Annotated in this window: 17 protein-coding genes; 5 read left to right on the plus strand and 12 right to left on the minus strand. The window is 52.2% G+C overall.

The window, feature by feature from the left end:
* Positions 1-15 precede the first annotated feature (15 nt).
* The 3 genes from folP to rlmE all read right to left on the minus strand — a co-directional run bounded on the left by folP (position 16) and on the right by rlmE (position 3,621).
* Positions 16-867: a dihydropteroate synthase gene (gene folP, locus LX59_RS01495; RefSeq protein ID WP_144570060.1), complete on the minus strand. Its 852-nt coding sequence runs from the start codon at positions 865-867 to the stop codon at positions 16-18.
* A 6-nt stretch (positions 868-873) separates the two neighbouring features.
* A complete protein-coding gene (gene ftsH / locus LX59_RS01500) occupies positions 874-2,787 on the minus strand; it encodes an ATP-dependent zinc metalloprotease FtsH (protein ID WP_144570061.1) in 1,914 nt (637 codons plus the stop codon).
* 210 nt (positions 2,788-2,997) lie between these two features.
* Positions 2,998-3,621, minus strand: coding sequence for a 23S rRNA (uridine(2552)-2'-O)-methyltransferase RlmE (rlmE, locus tag LX59_RS01505; RefSeq protein WP_144570062.1), 624 nt, complete (start codon positions 3,619-3,621; stop codon positions 2,998-3,000).
* Between the two features lie 84 nt (positions 3,622-3,705).
* On the opposite strand from rlmE, the gene yhbY reads away from it, so the two are divergent.
* On the plus strand, positions 3,706-4,008 hold the full coding sequence (gene yhbY, locus LX59_RS01510; RefSeq protein ID WP_144570063.1) for a ribosome assembly RNA-binding protein YhbY: 303 nt from the start codon (positions 3,706-3,708) through the stop codon (positions 4,006-4,008).
* A 35-nt stretch (positions 4,009-4,043) separates the two neighbouring features.
* Here yhbY and greA read toward each other — a convergent pair whose 3' ends face one another.
* The 7 genes from greA to grpE form a co-directional block, all read right to left on the minus strand.
* Positions 4,044-4,520 carry a transcription elongation factor GreA gene (gene greA / locus LX59_RS01515; RefSeq protein ID WP_144570064.1) on the minus strand — a complete coding sequence of 159 codons (477 nt, stop codon included), beginning with the start codon at positions 4,518-4,520 and terminating at the stop codon, positions 4,044-4,046.
* Positions 4,517-7,741, minus strand: a complete 3,225-nt coding sequence (carB, locus tag LX59_RS01520; protein WP_144570065.1) for a carbamoyl-phosphate synthase large subunit — start codon at positions 7,739-7,741, stop codon at positions 4,517-4,519. Before carB ends, greA begins: the two co-directional genes overlap by 4 nt.
* Positions 7,742-7,773: 32 nt before the next feature.
* A complete protein-coding gene (gene carA / locus LX59_RS01525) occupies positions 7,774-8,910 on the minus strand; it encodes a glutamine-hydrolyzing carbamoyl-phosphate synthase small subunit (protein ID WP_144570066.1) in 1,137 nt (378 codons plus the stop codon).
* A gap of 197 nt (positions 8,911-9,107) precedes the next feature.
* Positions 9,108-9,911 carry a 4-hydroxy-tetrahydrodipicolinate reductase gene (gene dapB, locus LX59_RS01530; protein WP_144570067.1) on the minus strand — a complete coding sequence of 268 codons (804 nt, stop codon included), beginning with the start codon at positions 9,909-9,911 and terminating at the stop codon, positions 9,108-9,110.
* Positions 9,912-9,966: 55 nt separating this feature from the next.
* Entirely contained in the window at positions 9,967-11,088 is a 1,122-nt protein-coding gene (dnaJ, locus tag LX59_RS01535) for a molecular chaperone DnaJ (RefSeq protein ID WP_144570068.1), read from the minus strand.
* 189 nt (positions 11,089-11,277) lie between these two features.
* On the minus strand, positions 11,278-13,218 hold the full coding sequence (gene dnaK, locus LX59_RS01540; protein ID WP_144570069.1) for a molecular chaperone DnaK: 1,941 nt from the start codon (positions 13,216-13,218) through the stop codon (positions 11,278-11,280).
* Positions 13,219-13,322: 104 nt separating this feature from the next.
* Positions 13,323-13,889 carry a nucleotide exchange factor GrpE gene (gene grpE, locus LX59_RS01545; protein WP_144570070.1) on the minus strand — a complete coding sequence of 189 codons (567 nt, stop codon included), beginning with the start codon at positions 13,887-13,889 and terminating at the stop codon, positions 13,323-13,325.
* Between the two features lie 186 nt (positions 13,890-14,075).
* Between grpE and recN the strand changes: the two genes are divergently transcribed.
* Positions 14,076-15,761, plus strand: coding sequence for a DNA repair protein RecN (gene recN / locus LX59_RS01550; protein ID WP_144570071.1), 1,686 nt, complete (start codon positions 14,076-14,078; stop codon positions 15,759-15,761).
* A 12-nt stretch (positions 15,762-15,773) separates the two neighbouring features.
* Here recN and fur read toward each other — a convergent pair whose 3' ends face one another.
* Positions 15,774-16,193, minus strand: a complete 420-nt coding sequence (gene fur, locus LX59_RS01555; RefSeq protein WP_144570072.1) for a ferric iron uptake transcriptional regulator — start codon at positions 16,191-16,193, stop codon at positions 15,774-15,776.
* A 96-nt stretch (positions 16,194-16,289) separates the two neighbouring features.
* Here fur and LX59_RS01560 point away from each other — a divergent pair, with 96 nt between their 5' ends.
* The 3 genes from LX59_RS01560 to LX59_RS01570 all read left to right on the plus strand — a co-directional run bounded on the left by LX59_RS01560 (position 16,290) and on the right by LX59_RS01570 (position 18,681).
* Positions 16,290-16,802 carry an outer membrane protein assembly factor BamE gene (locus LX59_RS01560; protein ID WP_144570073.1) on the plus strand — a complete coding sequence of 171 codons (513 nt, stop codon included), beginning with the start codon at positions 16,290-16,292 and terminating at the stop codon, positions 16,800-16,802.
* 245 nt (positions 16,803-17,047) lie between these two features.
* A complete protein-coding gene (trhA, locus tag LX59_RS01565; RefSeq protein ID WP_144570074.1) occupies positions 17,048-17,665 on the plus strand; it encodes a PAQR family membrane homeostasis protein TrhA in 618 nt (205 codons plus the stop codon).
* 452 nt (positions 17,666-18,117) lie between these two features.
* Entirely contained in the window at positions 18,118-18,681 is a 564-nt protein-coding gene (locus tag LX59_RS01570) for a hypothetical protein (protein WP_144570075.1), read from the plus strand.
* Between the two features lie 122 nt (positions 18,682-18,803).
* Here LX59_RS01570 and LX59_RS01575 read toward each other — a convergent pair whose 3' ends face one another.
* Positions 18,804-19,121: a YqfO family protein gene (locus LX59_RS01575; RefSeq protein WP_144570076.1), complete on the minus strand. Its 318-nt coding sequence runs from the start codon at positions 19,119-19,121 to the stop codon at positions 18,804-18,806.
* Positions 19,122-19,181 lie beyond the last annotated feature (60 nt).

Consider the following 19,181-nt stretch of genomic DNA (forward strand, 5'->3'; position numbering starts at 1 on the left):
AACACTCTCACTCGTTTATTGTGCCGATTGAACGGCAGCAACCATCCGAACCGCATCCCAAGTTTCAGCTACATCATGCACTCGGATGATGTGCGCTCCTTGCTGAGCCGCCAAGGTAGCCAAAGCAATACTGCCCGCTAACCGCTCAGTGGGTGCTTTGTTTAACACTTGGCCAATCATAGTTTTACGCGATACTCCCACCAATAAAGGCTGGCCTAATTGGTGTAGCAACCCCAAGCCTTTAAACAGCACTAAGTTATGGGTCAGGGTCTTACCAAAACCAAAACCGGGATCAAACAGAATATTGTGCGCGCTGATCCCCACTTCTAAGCAGGCTTGGCGACGATCACTCAAGAACTGCTGCACCTCTTGCAGTATGTTGTCATACTGAGGCGCTTGTTGCATCTGGGCGGGATCCCCCTGCATATGCATTAAACAAACGGGCAGTCCTGTAGCAGCGGCAGCAGCCAATGCCCCTTCGCGCTGTAATGCCCGAACGTCATTAATTAATCCGGCCCCCAAACGAGCACTCTCCCGCATCACTGCAGGTGTGGAAGTATCCACAGAAATAATCACGTCCAACCGCTGAGCAATGGCTTCAACCACTGGAAGAACTCGATTGAGCTCCTCCTCCTCGCTCACTACGGCTGCCCCCGGACGAGTTGACTCACCACCCACATCAATCAACTCAGCTCCAGCCACCAGCATAGCCTCCGCATGGCACAGCGCAGTATCTAATTGATTGAAACGTCCACCATCAGAAAAAGAGTCTGGGGTTACGTTCAGAATCCCCATCACTTTGGGCACTGAAAGATCAAGAACCCGGCTGCCACATTGGAGCCGGGTGTACGTTGAAGGTCTAATCATGCGTTATTAATGATTGCTGGCTGGCCCACCAATCGGCGGAACCTCAGGGCGATCAATCGACACATTAGGGGTTCCTGAAGCACCCTTACCACCGCCTTGCCAATCTTTCGGCTCACGCGGAGCTCGGCCCGCCATGATGTCGTCGATTTGCTCGGCATCAATGGTTTCGTACATCATCAAAGCATCGGCCATCATATCCAGCTTGTCACGGTGCTCGGTCAACAGGGTTTTAGCCGTGCCATAGCAGTAGTCGATAATGCCACGCACCTCTTGGTCGATTAGCTTGGAGGTTTCTGCTGACAGGTTAGCGTGTTGACTGGCACTGGAGCGCCCCAAGAATACTTCACCCTCTTCTTCCGCATACATTTGCGGGCCAAGCTTTTCCGACAGACCCCACTTAGTCACCATGTTACGGGCGATTTGGGTAGCGCGCATGATGTCGTTGGAGGCCCCGGTGGTCACACCATCAAAGCCAAGGGTCATTTCTTCGGCTACACGGCCACCAAACAGAGAACAAATTTGGCTGGTCAGTGCGCGCTTAGACAGACTGTAACGATCCTCTTCGGGCAGGAACATGGTGACACCCAAAGCACGACCACGCGGAATAATCGACACCTTATATACAGGATCATGCTCAGGCACTAAACGCCCCACAATTGCGTGGCCTGCTTCGTGGTAAGCGGTGTTACGCTTTTCTTTCTCCGACATCACCATAGATTTGCGCTCAGCGCCCATCATGATCTTGTCTTTAGCCAACTCAAATTCATGCATTTCTACCACGCGCTTGTTAGCCCGTGCAGAAAATAGGGAAGCTTCGTTAACCAAGTTGGCTAAATCTGCCCCCGAAAAACCGGGCGTACCCCGCGCAATTACTGAGGGATCAACGTCTTCACCCAAGGGTACTTTACGCATGTGTACTTTAAGAATTTGTTCGCGACCGCGAATATCTGGCAAGCCCACTACTACTTGGCGGTCAAAACGACCAGGACGCAAGAGTGCAGGGTCTAACACATCGGGGCGGTTGGTGGCCGCAATGACGATGATGCCATCGTTCATTTCAAAACCATCCATTTCCACCAACAACTGGTTCAGGGTTTGCTCACGCTCATCGTGACCACCGCCTAAACCTGCACCTCGATGACGGCCTACCGCATCAATTTCGTCGATAAAGATGATGCAAGGTGCGTGTTTTTTGGCTTGGTCGAACATATCGCGTACGCGGGAAGCACCCACGCCGACGAACATTTCTACGAAATCTGAACCGGAGATGGTGAAAAATGGCACCTTGGCTTCACCGGCAATGGCTTTGGCCAGCAAGGTTTTACCGGTACCGGGTGGGCCAACCATCAGCACACCGCGCGGAATACGGCCACCCAAACGCTGGAATTTGCCCGGATCGCGCAAAAACTCTACCAGCTCGCTGACTTCCTCTTTAGCCTCATCGCAGCCGGCAACGTCAGCAAAAGTAGTTTTGACCTGATCTTCAGAGAGCAGACGCGCCTTGCTTTTACCAAAGCTCATCGGCCCACCTTTGCCGCCCATACCGCCTTGCATCTGGCGCATAAACAGCATGAAGACCGCGATGATCACTAAAATCGGGAAACTAGCTACTAAGAGCTGCGTCCAGATGCTCTGCTGTTCGGGTTGCTTACCTTCGATCTGAACTTTATTGTTGATCAGATCACCGATCAAACCAGAATCCTGAATCGCAGGGCGAATGGTTTTAAATTGCTCGCCGTCTGAGCGCACACCGGTAATGATGAAACCATCTACCGTGACTCGCTCAACCTTGCCGGACTTAACTTGCTCAATAAATTCCGAATAATTAAGTGTGCGTGGCTCCATCGGATTGGAGAAATTATTCATCACCGTGACTAATACCGCCGCGATGATGAGCCACAGAATGAGATTCTTCAGCATATCGTTCAATTAGCTACCCTCTAGGACAGTTTCCGGCCTACAAAGCCCAAAACTGCAAACAGCCGGTTTACTTGGCAAACTTACTACACAACCCGATGGAGGGGTCATATAAGCTCTGTAACGCTTTATGAGTATTCATCTATCAGACATTGTTTCTGGCTGCAAGGTCACTTAGAGCCAACCAGCGGTTTCTTGATCTTAATAGGCCACCTAAAGTCCCCGAAAACTACGGGCTAACAAATACTGCTCCCGAGAGCGATCCCGCGAAGATTCGGGTTTACGCATCTGCACCCGCTCAAAACCATCCCTGACTTGGCGCAGGTAGTCATCAAAACCTTCTCCCTGAAAGATTTTAATCAGAAAATCCCCGCCGGGCCTAAGCACTCGGGTAGCCAAATCCAAAGCCAACTCACATAGATACATGGCTTTAGGTTGATCGGCCGAACGCACCCCGCTCATATTGGGGGCCATATCGGAAATCACAAGGTCTACGGGATGACCGTCAATGGCCCGCAGAATCTCGTCAAAGACCCTTTGCTCGGTGAAATCGCCTTGAATAAAGGTCACATCCGGGATGGCATCCATCGACAAAATATCCGAGGCAATCAAACGCCCCTTATCTCCCAGCACACGGCTGGCTACCTGCGACCAACCACCCGGAGCGGCCCCCAGATCTACTACGGTCATACCGGGGCGCAGCAGGTGGTCTTTTTCCTGAAGCTCCAACAGTTTGTAACTGGCCCGTGAACGATAGCCATCTTTTTGGGCCATCTTCACATAGGGGTCGTCAAAATGCTCTTTCAGCCAGCGCTGACTGGTTTTAGAACGTGCCAAAACGGCCACCTCAATCTGTGCGGCTTTCTAAGGGTCAGTTACACTAGCCGCTGTTTATTCAAGTTAAGACGCAAAGGTCTGATTATGCCGCTCTCTAACGAGCAAAAGAAAACCTACAAGGCCATCGGTCACCACCTCAAGCCTGTGCTTATTGTGGCTGATAATGGCTTAAGCGAAGGCGTATTGGCAGAGCTTGAGCGCGCTCTGAACGATCACGAGCTGATTAAAGTACAGTTTCGCCAAACTGAACGCGACGATCGGCGCAGCTTGATGGACGAGCTGTGCCAACAAGCCCGCTGCGAATTAGTGCAAGTGATTGGCAAAATTGCGTTGGTGTATCGCAAAAACCCAAACCCCAACAAAGCCTTATCCAATCTACATCGCTAACTGATAGGCCTGCCTAATAGGCAGGCCTAATCCGCTTACAGGTGACGAACCTCAACGATCTCGTACTCTACGACACCGCTGGGCGTTTTAACGATCACCACATCACCCTCTTCCTTACCCACCAAAGCACGGGCAATGGGAGAGCTCACTGACAGCTTACCCTGCTTAATGTCCGCCTCATCATCGCCCACGATTTGGTAGGTTAGGCTTTCTTCAGTTTCGGTGTTAATAATCTCCACCGTTACCCCAAAAATCACCTTACCGCTATGGGGAATATTAGCAATATCAATGACCTGAGCGTTCTGCAAACGACCTTCAATATCGCGGATACGTGCCTCTACCATGCCCTGTTGCTCACGGGCAGCATGGTACTCAGCGTTTTCCTTCAAATCTCCTAGCTCACGCGCCTCGGCGATAGCTTGGGTGATCTGCGGGCGCAATACGCTTTTTAGGTGCTTTAGCTCATCCTCTAGCGCTTTAGCCCCCTGAATGGTCATGGGAAACTTGGTCATAGATGCTTAACTCCTGCATGCAAATCCTGCAAGCGACGAACGGTTTTCTCTGAGCCAAACTTTAAGGCCTCACAGATGGCCTGAGCACCGGCCAGAGTCGTAGTACAATACACCTTATGCTGCAAGGCATTGCGGCGAATTGAGTAGGAATCGGCAATGGATTGACGACCTTCCGTGGTATTGATGATCAGGGTAATTTCGTCATTTTTGATCATATCCACAATGTGCGGACGGCCTTCAGTCACCTTGTTCACCCGACGCACACTCAAGCCTGCGGCCTCAATTTCGCGGGCTGTGCCACTGGTAGCCACCACATCAAAGCCTAACTCAATCAGGCTGCGTGCCACATCAGCTACCATAGGCCGATCGTCTTCGCGCACGCTGATAAAGGCACAACCACTGCTCGGCAGCACCTCACCCGCACCCAGTTGGGCTTTGGCGTAGGCTTCGGCAAAACCATCACCCACACCCATAACTTCACCCGTAGACTTCATCTCTGGGCCAAGGATGGGGTCAACGCCGGGGAATTTGGCGAAGGGGAATACTGCTTCTTTGACGCTGAAGTAGGGTGGAATCACCTCGGTGGTGAAGTCTACTTCGGCCAAGGTTTTACCCGCCATCACACGGGCAGCTACTTTAGCCAAAGACTCGCCAATGCACTTGGAGACGAAAGGCACGGTACGCGAGGCGCGTGGGTTAACTTCGATGACATAAATGTCTTCACCCTGCACCGCCATTTGCACGTTCATCAGGCCGACAACGCCTAATTCCAGCGCCATTTTCTTCACTTGCTCGCGAATCTCGTTTTGGATTGGCGCAGGCAAGGAATAAGGGGGCAGCGAGCAGGCAGAGTCACCGGAGTGCACACCGGCTTGCTCAATGTGTTGCATGATGGCACCGATCACGACCTCATGACCGTCGCTCACTGCGTCAATGTCCACTTCAATAGCGCAGTTGAGGAAGTGATCCAGCAGCACAGGGCTGTCGTTGGAGACCTGAACCGCTTCACGCATGTAGCGCTTCAGCTCTTCCTCTTCGTACACGATCTCCATCGCGCGACCACCCAACACATAGGAAGGACGCACCACCAGCGGATAGCCAATGGCTTTGGAGGCGGCAATGGCTTCGTCTTCGCTGCGGGCGGTGGCGTTGGCCGGTTGACGCAGACCTAAACGCTGCACCATTTGCTGGAAGCGTTCACGGTCTTCAGCACGGTCAATGGCATCCGGGCTGGTACCAATGATGGGCACACCCGCCTCTTCCAAAGCACGGCAAATCTTCAGCGGCGTCTGACCGCCAAACTGCACGATCACGCCTTTGGGCTGCTCAACGCGCACGATTTCCAGTACGTCTTCCAGAGTCACCGGCTCGAAGTACAGACGGTCGGAGGTGTCGTAGTCGGTGGACACGGTTTCGGGGTTGCAGTTGACCATGATGGTCTCGTACCCGTCTTCACGCATCGCTAGCGCCGCATGCACACAGCAGTAATCAAACTCGATGCCTTGGCCAATACGGTTCGGGCCACCGCCGAGAATCATAATCTTGTCGCGGCTGGACGGATTGGCCTCGCACTCTTCCTCGTAGGTGGAGTACATGTAGGCGGTATCGCTGGCGAACTCAGCGGCGCAGGTGTCCACACGCTTATACACCGGCAGCACTTTGAGCTTGTAGCGGTGGCTGCGCAGATTTTTCTCTGTCACACCGAGCAGCTTAGCCAGACGCGCATCGGAGAAGCCTTTGCGCTTCAAACGACGCATCAGGCTTTCGTCGATGCTGGACAGGCCAATGGTCTTGATCGCCTCTTCTTCCTTGATCAAATCTTCGATTTGAATCAGGAACCAAGGATCGATTTTGGTCAGACCAAAGACTTCCTCGACACTTTTGTTCATGCGGAAGGCATCAGCCACAAACCAAATGCGCTCCGCACCGGGAACGGTCAGCTCGCGGCGCAGACGGCTTTCGGCTTCCAGTTCATCGGGGCTGATTTTAGGATCAAAACCGCTAGCTCCGACTTCCAAACCGCGCAGGGCTTTTTGCACCGACTCTTGGAAGGTACGGCCAATAGCCATCACTTCACCCACAGACTTCATCTGGGTGGTCAAGCGCGCATCGGCTTTGGGGAATTTTTCAAAGGCAAAACGCGGAATTTTAGTGACCACGTAGTCGATAGCCGGCTCAAAGGAGGCTGGGGTGCGACCACCTGTGATGTCATTGGACAGCTCGTCCAGGGTGTAACCTACCGCCAACTTGGCTGCTACCTTGGCGATGGGGAAACCCGTAGCTTTCGAGGCCAGTGCGGAAGAGCGAGACACCCGTGGGTTCATCTCGATCACCACCATACGGCCATCGTCAGGGTTAATGCCAAACTGAACGTTGGAGCCGCCGGTTTCTACCCCAATCTCACGCAGCACCGCCAAGGAGGCGTTGCGCATGATTTGGTATTCCTTGTCGGTCAGGGTTTGCGCTGGAGCTACGGTGATGGAGTCACCGGTATGCACGCCCATCGGGTCAAAGTTTTCGATGGCGCAAACGATGATGCAGTTGTCCTTTTTATCGCGGACCACCTCCATCTCGTACTCTTTCCAACCGATCAAAGATTCGTCGATCAAAAGCTCATTGGTGGGCGACAGATCGAGGCCACGGTTGCAGATTTCCTCGAACTCTTCCCGATTGTAGGCAATACCGCCACCCGTGCCGCCCATGGTGAAGGACGGACGGATAATGCAGGGAAAGCCAACTTTATCCAGTACACCGTAAGCTTCTTCCATGGTGTGCGCGATACCGGAGCGTGGGCACTCCAGACCGATGGTACGCATGGCCTTATCGAAGCGGGAACGGTCTTCAGCTTTGTCGATGGTATCGGCATTGGCACCGATCATCTCGACGCCGAACTTTTCCAATACGCCGTGCTTTTCCAACGCCAAAGCGCAGTTGAGCGCCGTTTGTCCGCCCATGGTGGGCAGCAGAGCATCAGGACGTTCTTTTTCGATGATTTTGGCAACAGTCTGCCATTTTACCGGCTCGATGTAGGTGGCATCGGCCATGGTCGGATCAGTCATGATGGTGGCTGGGTTAGAGTTCACCAGAATGACGCGGTAGCCTTCTTCGCGCAGCGCCTTGCACGCTTGAGCGCCGGAGTAGTCAAACTCGCATGCCTGACCGATGACAATGGGGCCAGCGCCAAGGATCAGGATGCTTTTAATGTCTGTACGTTTTGGCATGAGTCTCTCGAAATCTGTGCTCGGCAGTGGACTTAGCGGCGCTGGGCCATGGCATCGACGAAGCGGTCAAACAGCGGGGCCACATCATGGGGGCCGGGGCTGGCTTCGGGGTGACCTTGGAAGCTGAACGCCGATTTGTCAGTACGCTCAATACCTTGCAAGGTGCCATCGAACAGGGATTTGTGGGTCGCACGCAGATTGGCCGGAAGACTGGACTCATCCACCGCAAAACCATGGTTCTGGCTGGTGATCATCACCACACCGCTGTCCAAATCCTGCACCGGATGGTTGGCACCGTGATGACCGTGTCCCATCTTCATCGTTTTAGCACCGGAGGCCAGTGCCAGCAGCTGATGGCCTAAACAGATGCCGAACACGGGGATGTCGGTAGTCAGGATTTCTTTAATCGCGGCGATGGCGTAATCACAAGGCTCGGGATCGCCGGGGCCGTTGGACAAGAAGACACCATCTGGGTTTAGGGCCAAGACTTCACTGGCAGGCGTTTGCGCAGGGACTACGGTCAAACGGCAACCGCGAGCCACCAGCATGCGCAGGATATTCCACTTCACGCCATAGTCGTAAGCCACTACATGGTAGGGCAACTCAGAGGCGGGAATTTCTGCATGGGCATCGGTAGCCAGATCCCACACACTGGAGCGCCACTCGTAGGCCTTAGCCGTGGTGACTTCTTTAGCCAGATCCATGCCTTTAAGGCCGGGGAAGCTGCGAGCCAACGCCAATGCCTGCTCGTCTGTGATGTTGTCACCGGCCAGAATGCACCCATTTTGGGAGCCTTTCTCACGCAAAATGCGGGTCAGGCGACGGGTATCAATACCGGCAATGGCGACCGTGCCATGCTGTTGCAGGTATTCTGGCAAGCTTTGGCGGTTACGCCAGCTACTGGCCAACAACGGCAGGTCGCGAATAATCAGACCGGCAGCCCATACTTGGGCGGACTCCGCATCTTCCGGCGTGGTTCCGGTATTACCAATATGCGGATAGGTCAGGGTCACGATCTGCTGGCTGTAGGACGGATCGGTGAGAATTTCCTGATAGCCGGTCATGGCGGTGTTGAACACCACTTCGCCGATGGCCTGACCCTCGGCACCAATGGATTCACCGCGAAAAATACTGCCATCAGCAAGAGCGAGAATGGCTGGCTTAGTCAAGAGACCTCCCGTAGATCAAAGGCTGGAGCAAACGCAGGGTGTAAAAAAACGGGATGACGTATGAAGGTCACCCCGCTTTTTAGAAATTAAAGCCATGTCTGCGTTACTTTTAGTGGACACACTAAAGCAGACAATATACAGAAAAGTGCTGTAAATCGCCAGCCGACCCTTGGAGGTCTCACGCAGTTTTAATGGGCTTATTTTAAACCCAACACATCCTGCATATCGTAGAGTCCCGCCGGTTTGTCCTGAAGCCACAGAGCGGCACGTACCGCACCCTTGGCAAAGGTCAAACGACTGGAGGCTTTATGGGTGATTTCGACGCGCTCGCCTTCTGCGGCAAAAAGCACCGTATGATCCCCCACCACATCGCCGGCCCGCACGGTGGCAAAACCAATGGTTTCACGGGCGCGGGCTCCGGTTTGGCCCTCACGACCATAGACTGCAACCTTTTCCAGATCACGTCCTAAGGCATTAGCCACTACTTCGCCCATACGCAAAGCCGTCCCTGAGGGGGCATCTACTTTATGGCGGTGGTGGGCCTCAATGATCTCGATGTCTACGTCATCACCCAAGACACGGGCGGCCGTATCCAACAGCTTCAGGCACAGGTTGACACCCACACTGAAGTTGGCGGCAAAGACAATGGGGATTTCCTTGGCCGCATCTAGCAGCTTTTGCTTTTCGGCGGGGGTAAAACCTGTGGTGCCAATGACCATCGGCACTTTAGCCTGGCGGCACAGCTCCAGATTGATCAGGGTGCAACTGGGATGGGTGAAATCGATCAGTGCCGAAACCTGCCCTAAAGCTGCGCCTAGGTCGCTGCTCACAGGTACATTTAAGCGTCCCAAAGCTGCCAATTCGCCTGCATCGCTGCCGATTAAACTGCTTTCTGGACGATCAATAGCCGCGCCAAGACGAGCTCCTTCGGCCTGTGTCAGGGCTTGAATTAACGCCCGCCCCATGCGCCCTGCAGCGCCCACTACAGCAATGGATTGCATCTATTAACCTCAGCTTTAGCCGAATGTTGAACCTTTTAGGGTTTTTTCACTGGGCTTACAAACCTTCGAAAAAACGCTTTACGCCCTCAAACCAACCGCTGGCTTTAGGGGAGTGCGAGCTGTCTTGTTGCAGGGTATCGCGGAACTCTTCCAGCAACTTGCGCTGCTCAGGACGCAAGTTAACCGGTGTTTCCACCATAATGCGGCACATCAAATCCCCAGGGCCACCCCCACGCACGGAAGTTACACCCTTACCCCGCAGGCGGAACATTTTACCGCTCTGGCTACCTTCAGGAATTTTAAGCTTCACACGGCCATCTAAGGTGGGTACTTCTAATTCGCCTCCAAGGGCTGCATCCACAAAGCTGATGGGAACCTCGCAGTACAAATCCCGTCCATCGCGTTGGAAGATAGGATGCTCGCGTATCGTAACCACGACATAAAGGTCTCCAGCCGGCCCACCTAGAGCTCCTGCCTCTCCTTCACCGGCTAAGCGAATGCGATCTCCGTTGTCTACACCGGCTGGAATTTTGACCGATAAAGTCTTTTGCTCTTCCACGCGGCCACGACCCTTACAAGCTGGGCAAGGGTCGGGGATGATTTTTCCGCTACCGTGACAACGAGGACAGGTTTGCTGTACCGAGAAAAACCCCTGTTGCATGCGCACTTGCCCAATACCGTTACAGGTTGGACAGGTAATAGCGCTGGAGCCTTTCTTAGCGCCTGTACCCTCACACACACTGCAAGAAACCAGCGTTGGAACACGAATATTAACCGTTGTACCCCGCACAGCTTCTTCTAAATCCAGCTCTAAGGTATAACGCAGATCACTGCCACGCTGGGCACCACCCCGGCCACCACGCCCACCGCTACCAAAAAAGTCGCTGAACACATCGCCAAAGATGTCGGAGAAGTTGGCATTGCCGGCTCCAGGCCCGCCGCCCATACTGGGATCGACACCGGCGTGGCCATATTGATCATACGCGGCGCGCTTTTTGGCATCCGAGAGAATCTCGTAGGCTTCGTTGGCCTCTTTAAATTTTTCCTCCGCTTCCTTGTCGTCGGGATTGCGGTCAGGATGATATTTCATGGCGAGGCGACGGTACGCTTTTTTCAGCTCGGCCTCATCGGCCCCCTTTGCAACCCCCAAAACCTCGTAATAATCACGCTTAGCCATAGCTGTTCCAAATCCTCATCGGTATCGGGCGGGAGTGTACGCGAGTCTGAGGCCTACCCGCGAAGCCTTTGGCTCCCCCCATGACACTTCATCGCCTGTATGGGCTCCAGACGTGCCAACGCGGGAGCAAGCCCCCGCGCAGCAATCAGCCCATAAAGGTTATGGGCTGGAGCATAAGCAGTTAGCTGCTTATTTCTGGCCTTTTTTGCTGTCCTTCACTTCTTCGAACTCAGCATCGACCACGTCATCTTTGTCGTTGCATTTGCCATCACCACAACCTTCGGTACCGCAACCGCCTTCAGCACTCTGAGGTTGCTCAGCATACATTTTCTGCGCCAGTGGTGCGGTTGCAGCGGAGAGCGCTTCTACCTTGGCATCGATCTGGGCTTTGTCGTCGCCTTTAACCGCAGCTTCCAGATCAGCAATGGCTTTCTCGATGGCTACTTTTTCGTCAGCCGTGGCTTTATCACCGGCTTCAGTGATCATCTTACGGGTAGCGTGTACCAGTTGATCGCCTTGGTTGCGCGCGGTGGCCAGCTCCTCAAACTTGCGATCTTCCTCGGCATTGGCCTCGGCATCACGCACCATTTGTTGGATTTCGTCTTCCGACAGACCGGAGTTGGCCTTGATGACGATGGACTGCTGTTTGCCGGTGGCTTTGTCCTTAGCGGACACGTTCAAAATACCGTTGGCATCGATGTCGAAGGTGACTTCAATTTGCGGTACACCGCGAGGCGCTGGAGGAATGTCCGCCAGATCGAAACGGCCCAGTGACTTGTTCTGAGTCGCTTGCTTACGCTCACCTTGCAGCACGTGAATGGTCACGGCGTTTTGGTTGTCGTCTGCGGTGGAGAACACTTGCGACTTTTTGGTCGGAATCGTGGTGTTCTTCTCGATCAGCGCGGTCATCACGCCGCCCAGAGTTTCAATGCCCAGCGTCAGCGGAGAAACGTCCAGCAGCAGAACGTCTTTGACGTCGCCGGCCAGTACCGCACCTTGAATGGCCGCACCGATGGCTACAGCTTCGTCCGGGTTAACGTCTTTACGCGCTTCTTTACCGAAGAAGCTGGCCACTTTTTGCTGTACCAGCGGCATACGGGTTTGACCACCGACCAGAATCACTTCGTCGATTTTGGACGGGTCAATACCGGCGTCTTTCAGCGCGATACGGCAGGGCTCGATGGTGCGCTCAACCAGCTCTTCCACCAGCGCTTCCAGCTTGGCGCGGGAGATTTTGACGTTCAGGTGTTTCGGGCCTGTGGCATCAGCGGTGATGTAGGGCAGGTTCACGTCGGTTTGCTGGCTGGAGGACAGCTCGATCTTGGCCTTTTCAGCGGCTTCTTTCAGGCGCTGCATGGCCAGTGGGTCGCCTTTCAGGTCGATGCCACTTTCTTTCTTGAATTCATCCGCCAGATAGTCGATCAGCTTGATGTCGAAGTCTTCACCACCGAGGAAGGTATCACCGTTGGTGGCCAGTACTTCAAACTGATGCTCGCCATCGACTTCAGCAATCTCGATCACGGAAACGTCGAAGGTACCACCACCCAAGTCATAGACGATGACGGTGTGGTCGCCTTTGGCTTTGTCCATACCGTAGGCCAGAGCGGCAGCGGTCGGTTCGTTGATGATCCGCTTCACTTCCAGACCGGCGATACGACCGGCATCTTTAGTCGCTTGGCGCTGGCTGTCGTTAAAGTAAGCTGGAACGGTGATCACCGCTTCAGTTACGGGCTCGCCGAGGTAATCCTCAGCGGTTTTCTTCATCTTTTTCAGCACTTCGGCGGAGATTTGTGGTGGGGCCATTTTTTGGCCTTTGACTTCCACCCAGGCATCGCCGTTGTCGGCTTTAGTGATGGTGTAAGGCACCAGCTTGATGTCTTTCTGAACGACTTCTTCAGCAAAGCGACGGCCGATCAGACGCTTCACCGCGTACAGAGTATTTTGCGGGTTAGTGACCGCTTGGCGCTTAGCGGACTGGCCTACCAGAGTTTCACCATCGTTGGTGTAGGCGATGATGGATGGGGTAGTACGCGCGCCCTCAGCATTCTCAATCACCTTGACGTTGCCATTTTCCAGAATGGCGACGCAGGAGTTAGTGGTGCCGAGGTCGATGCCGATAATTTTGCCCATGTGTATCTCTCCAAATTCTCTATTCATTCTGCGCCGCTTGGTCTTTACCTAGGGCACTTCACGCAAAACTGCTTGACTCTTAAATAGGGATCAGTCGCTGGATTTCAAGCTTGCTCATCAACTGAAGTGTGTGCCTGAGGTGCTTTACTGACCACCACCATCGCGGGGCGCAGTAAACGACCATTCAGCAAATAGCCCTTTTGGAATACTTTGAGCACGCTGTTGGGCTCAGCATGGGCGCTCTCTTCCATCGCCATCGCTTGATGATGCTCTGGGTTAAAGGGCTCACCCACCGGATCAATAGCAGTCAGTTGGTGACGTGCTAGGGTGTCCAAGAACAGCTTAAAGGTCAGCTCCATACCCTCACGGATAGGCTTCACTGCTTCGTCATTCGGGCTAGACAGCTCTAAGCCACGCTCCAAGCTGTCTACAATGGCCAACAAATCTCCCGCAAAACGCTCTAAAGCGAATTTGTGGGCCTTTTCTACGTCCTGCTCTGCGCGACGGCGAATGTTTTGTACCTCAGCCGCCATGCGCAAGTTTTGATCCTGTGCCGCCGCGAGTTGCTCTTCGAGGGTGTGAATGCGACTGCTTAAGTCTTCACCAGCTTCAGCGGTTTTGCTTTCATTTGCCTCAAGATTTTGCTGATCTTGATTGTGCTCGTCAGCCATGCCTTCCTCCTGTCTGTCTGGTGCTTACATCGTTTTGCTTGCCGCCCAATATGGGGACATAAATGCAGGCTTCAAGGGCTTAGCGTTAAAACGAGCACTACTACAAAAACTCAGCAAAATACTGCTCTAATGCCCTGCCCACTCAGCCCAGATAACGGGCGGTCGTTGCCAAAGGAATAGCCCACTATGCTGGTTCAGCTCGTTATTCGCCATTACGCCACTATTGAACACCTGGATTTAGATCTGCGCCCCGGAATGACGGTGATTACAGGCGAAACCGGAGCCGGTAAATCCATTATGGTGGATGCTCTAGGCTTAGCCTTGGGAGATCGCGCCGACAGCAGCGCGGTACGCCCCGGTGCAGAGCGGGCTGAAATTTTGGCGCACTTTTCTTTGGATGACTTACCCGAAGCCCGTCAATGGCTGCAAGAGCGCGATTTGGATCAAGAGGATGTATGCCTACTGCGGCGCATCGTGACGACGGAAGGACGCTCACGCGCCTACATCAATGGCAGTTTATGCAGCCTAAATGACTTAAAAACCCTAGGCGCTTATCTGGTTGATATTCACAGCCAGCACGAACATCAATCCCTATTACGCGCCGAAACCCATCGCCGTCTGCTGGATGAATACGCACAGGCGCAATCTCTGGCGCAACAGGTTCAGCAGTTGGCACAACACTGGAGCCAAACTCGGCGGGCTCTGGAACAGCATCAGCAGCAACAGGCACAACGCCAAGCTCAGCAAGAGCTGCTTGAGTATCAGCATGAAGAGCTTGAACAGTTGGGCTTAGTCGAAAATGAAGTCCCACAACTAGAACAAGAACATCGACAATTGGCCGAAGCTGAGGCTTTACTGAGCAACTGTCGCTATGTGTTGGATCTGTGTAGCGAAGGTAAATCGGGCACCATACAAGCGGCGCTTAACAGCAGTCTAAACCGACTCACCGGCTGCAACAGCCGACCTAAAGCATTAGAAGAGGCTATTCAGCTACTTTCCAGCGCTCAAATTCAGGTAGCTGAGGCGGTCAACGAATTACAACACTTCATTGATCATTTTAACTCCGACCCGCAACACCAACAGCAACTGGAACAGCGCCTCAACACGCTATATCGACTGGCGCGCAAGCACCGTATTCAACCCGAAGCACTCCTTGAGCACCAGCAGCAACTGCATCACACCTTAACGCAGTTACAAGAGGAAAGCGCCCACTGTGGCCATTTAGAGCAGCACATGGATCAACTGGCTCAGGAATATAGACAACAGGCTGAACACTTAAGCCATATACGCCGCCAAGCCGCCACACAATTGGAAGCCATCATCAGCCGCGAGATTCAGGGCTTAGGCATGCCCAAGGGACGTTTTAAGATTGAGTTAGAACCTCAATCGACAACAATCCCCCAACCTCATGGTCTGGAGCAGATTAATTTTTTGGTCAGCGCCAATCCAGGGCAACCGGTACGACCTTTGGCCAAAGTGGCCTCAGGGGGAGAATTATCCCGTATCAGCTTGGCTATTCAGGTAATTACCGCTCAAACCTCTGGTATTCCAACCTTAATTTTTGATGAGGTGGATGTGGGCATCGGAGGCCCAACCGCCGCCGTGATTGGCCAATTACTGCGTCAACTGGGTAATCGGGGTCAGGTTCTCAGTGTAACCCATGCCGCTCAGGTAGCTGCCCACGGCCATCAACACCTGCTGGTACATAAGGCAGATAATGGTCAAGAGACGCACACACAGATTTCCGAGCTCAGCTCAACACAGCGCGTTGAAGAACTGGCCCGCATGATGAGCGGCCTACAGCGTACCGAGGAATCCTACGCCCACGCCCGAGCCTTACTGGAGGATGCGGTGGGCCAATCCGGTGACTGACCCAAACACATGTCAGGAGGAAGGGGTACTTCCCGGCTTACGCACATACAGCACCAGATTGTGGCCAATCAGCTCAAAACCGTGCTTTTTGACGATCTCGCGCTGCAACTGTTCAATCCCAGGCTCGTAGAACTCAATCACCTCGCCGCTGTCAATGCATACCATATGATCGTGATGACCGTTGTCCGCCAGTTCAAAGACGGCATGACCGTTGTCGAAGTTATGGCGCACTACCAAACCAGCGGCCTCAAACTGAGTCAGTACCCGATAAACGGTAGCTAAACCCACGTCTTCACCCGCGTCCATTAATGCCTTGTATACGTCCTCAGCACTCATGTGCCGATGACCGGCAGAATCCAGCATTTGCAGGATTTTGATGCGTGGCAAAGTAACTTTTAGGCCCGCTTTGCGTAGTTCTTGATTTTCAACCATGGTCGGTTCTCGCTACTGCTGCTGTTTCGCAGCTTCGGTGATGCGGTATGATCCGCAACTGATTTGCTCTGCCAAGATAGTGGAAGTCATTCTCCGATGCAAAACTCCAAACTTCTGCTCACCTGTCTTATTTGTTTCAATCTGCTGGCAGGTTGCGCTATTCCTATTCCCCATGTGTACAAAATGGACATCCAGCAGGGCAATGTCATTACTCAGGATATGGTAGACCAATTACGCCCCGGTATGACTCAACGTCAGGTGCGTTTTATCATGGGTAGCCCCTTGATGACCGATACTTTTCATCCTAAACGCTGGGATTATCTGTACAGTTTCCAAGCGGGCGGCACACGTCGTCAGCAAGAACGCATCAGTCTAGTCTTCGGCAAAGATAATCAACTTATTGGCTTAGCCGGTGATTTTATGCCCGGAGTAAGCCGTGACCAGCGTCTATTGGGTACGGGACAAGCAACGACTATTGTGAATGAGCGTGAAGGCCAACAGCCTGTGCAGCAGGATGAAGCGCCAGAACCAGGCTCATTGTTGGATGAACTGCAACGGGAGATTGATGCCATCGAACCGGCTCCAGTGCCTGTTCCTGAGCGACTTTAGCCGAGTTTACTCACCATTTGAGCGCTACCTCTCAGTCAAGTGCAAAACTGATGCAAAGGACTGGTAAAGCCTCTGAAACAAGACTAGTTTTCTAATGAGAGTCGGGTTGGGTAAATACTCATTAGGCCAACTAGCCTCCCGACAATGCCCGACCCCCTTAAGCACGGACTACATGATTTGTAGTCCGTTTAAAACTACAGATCTTTGCGCAATGCAGCAGATGCTGACAGGGGAAGGAAACAACTATGTATTACGGTGAACGTTTCAATGCATGGACCCACCTGATTGGAGCTATTTTGGCCTTTATTGGGGCTATTTGGCTGGTCGTAATGGCCAGCTTGGACGGAAATCCCAATAAAGTGGTCAGTGTGGCTATTTACGGAATCACCTTAGCGCTTTTATATTGTGTATCAACGATTTACCACTGTGTGCGCGGGCGAGCAAAGCTCATCATGCGCAAGATGGATCATCTGTCTATTTACTTGATGATTGCAGGCAGTTACACACCCTTTTGCCTCGTCACTCTACGCGGCCCTCTAGGTTGGGCGCTCTTTGGCACAGTCTGGGGCATGGCTGTTATTGGCATGTTGCAAGAAATCAAACCGCGCTCCGAAGCACGAGTATTGTCCATTGTCATTTATGCGCTTATGGGCTGGATTATCTTAGTAGCCATCAACCCTTTAATTTCCGCTTTAGGTACTGAAGGTTTTACTTGGTTAGTAGCCGGCGGCATTATGTATACCGTTGGCATTATATTTTTTGTCTTCGATGAACGCTTTCGTCACTGGCACGGCATTTGGCATTTATTCGTGATCGCCGGAAGCTTGCTGCACTTTGTAACCATCATGTTTTATGTCCTTTAAATCTCCGGCCCTAACCGGAGATTTAAAATTCCCACTTACTATTCAAGCCTGTACTGTGCAGTCAGCGTCTCATTAGGGGGGCTCCGTATGAACTCACTCCAACTGCTATTCCATCCAAATTAAGAGTCATCGATCAGCTTAACGTTTTGAAATGAAAGCAATAATGATGAAGCCAATATAGGAAAGTATTTTGATTTCTGAAACTTACCTTCTTTGGCCCCAAACCCAAAAATCGCCTCAGTATCCTCATTTTCGCTCAGACTTCTATCAGGCTCCTTGAGTCGGGAATTCTAATATCCCGTATCCATCTGAGCATAAACTCCGAAAAGTAAAAACAGTCTATTTTTTAATAAGCTTTAAAGCTATCCTAATCCGGTGGATGTAGCTTATATGTCATTCTGACATCCAACATTAAATGTACGCTTATAACAGCTTCCTCTGGAACAATGATCATGGATACTAGCCCACCACCCGTAAGCACAGTGAGAACCTTCTTTAATACCTACTATCTAAGATGTTACCCAGACGTCGCCAAAAGCTCCTATGGAACACAGGATGGTGCTGCTAGTCACTATATATTCATAGGACTTAATGAGGGGCGATCTCCTAATCCGTTTTTTGTCCCCCAGTTTTATCTACATCAGTATGATGATTTAAAAAAAGCCTTTGGTAATAACTATGCCGCTGCTTTTAATCACTGGGTGACTCTGGGTATTAAAGAGGGTCGTCAAGGCTCCCCCTTTTTTGATCCAAAATTTTACTTAAGTAATAATCCTGATTTACTCCAAGCATTCGGAGCAGAGGGTTTCGAAGAGGCTTGCAATCACTGGATTAATTTCGGTTTAGTTGAGGGGCGACACAGTATTGCCTCTATTTCATCATCCGCTTTTGAACATAATAATGAGCTAATCTTATCCAAAGCCGGATTAATTGCCTTAAAACAATTTTTAGCTATGGCAGGTATCACTCCTCCGGCAAGACCTTTGTCTGCACTCAGTCAAGCAATAAATAAGTAAAACCCGCTCTATAAGTATTTTGGTGTTAATTATAACTCCTTATATTTTTATAAGGAGTTGTATAATGAAAAAGTTAATAACTCCTAACACATGAGTGGAGCTGGACGCAGGAGGAGCGCTGACTAACCGGCCAAATCCGACAGATGCCAGACTTCAAACGCCGGAGTTTCATAAGGATGACTGGCTTTAAGCGCTCCAATCACCTCATGGATCAGGGCATCCATCACTACCAATTCGACCTTCCATTCGGGAAGCGTCTCTAAGCAATTCATTTGCCCCCAAAAAGGATTACTGCCTTCCAAGGGCCGAAATTGTCCTTGCCCCAAAACCTGCCAACAACAGCGATCATAATCTCCTATTCGACCAGCTCCTGCTTCGAAAACAGCCTGTTTGACGGGTTCTAAATGCGTTTCGGGCACGTAAAAGCACAGCTTATACATACACACCTCAATCCATCTTAGACAGCGTATTTACTGATCAACCTAGGTAGGCAGCCCCGC

The sequence above is a fragment of the Azomonas agilis genome, from assembly GCF_007830255.1.
GTDB lineage: Bacteria > Pseudomonadota > Gammaproteobacteria > Pseudomonadales > Pseudomonadaceae > Azomonas > Azomonas agilis.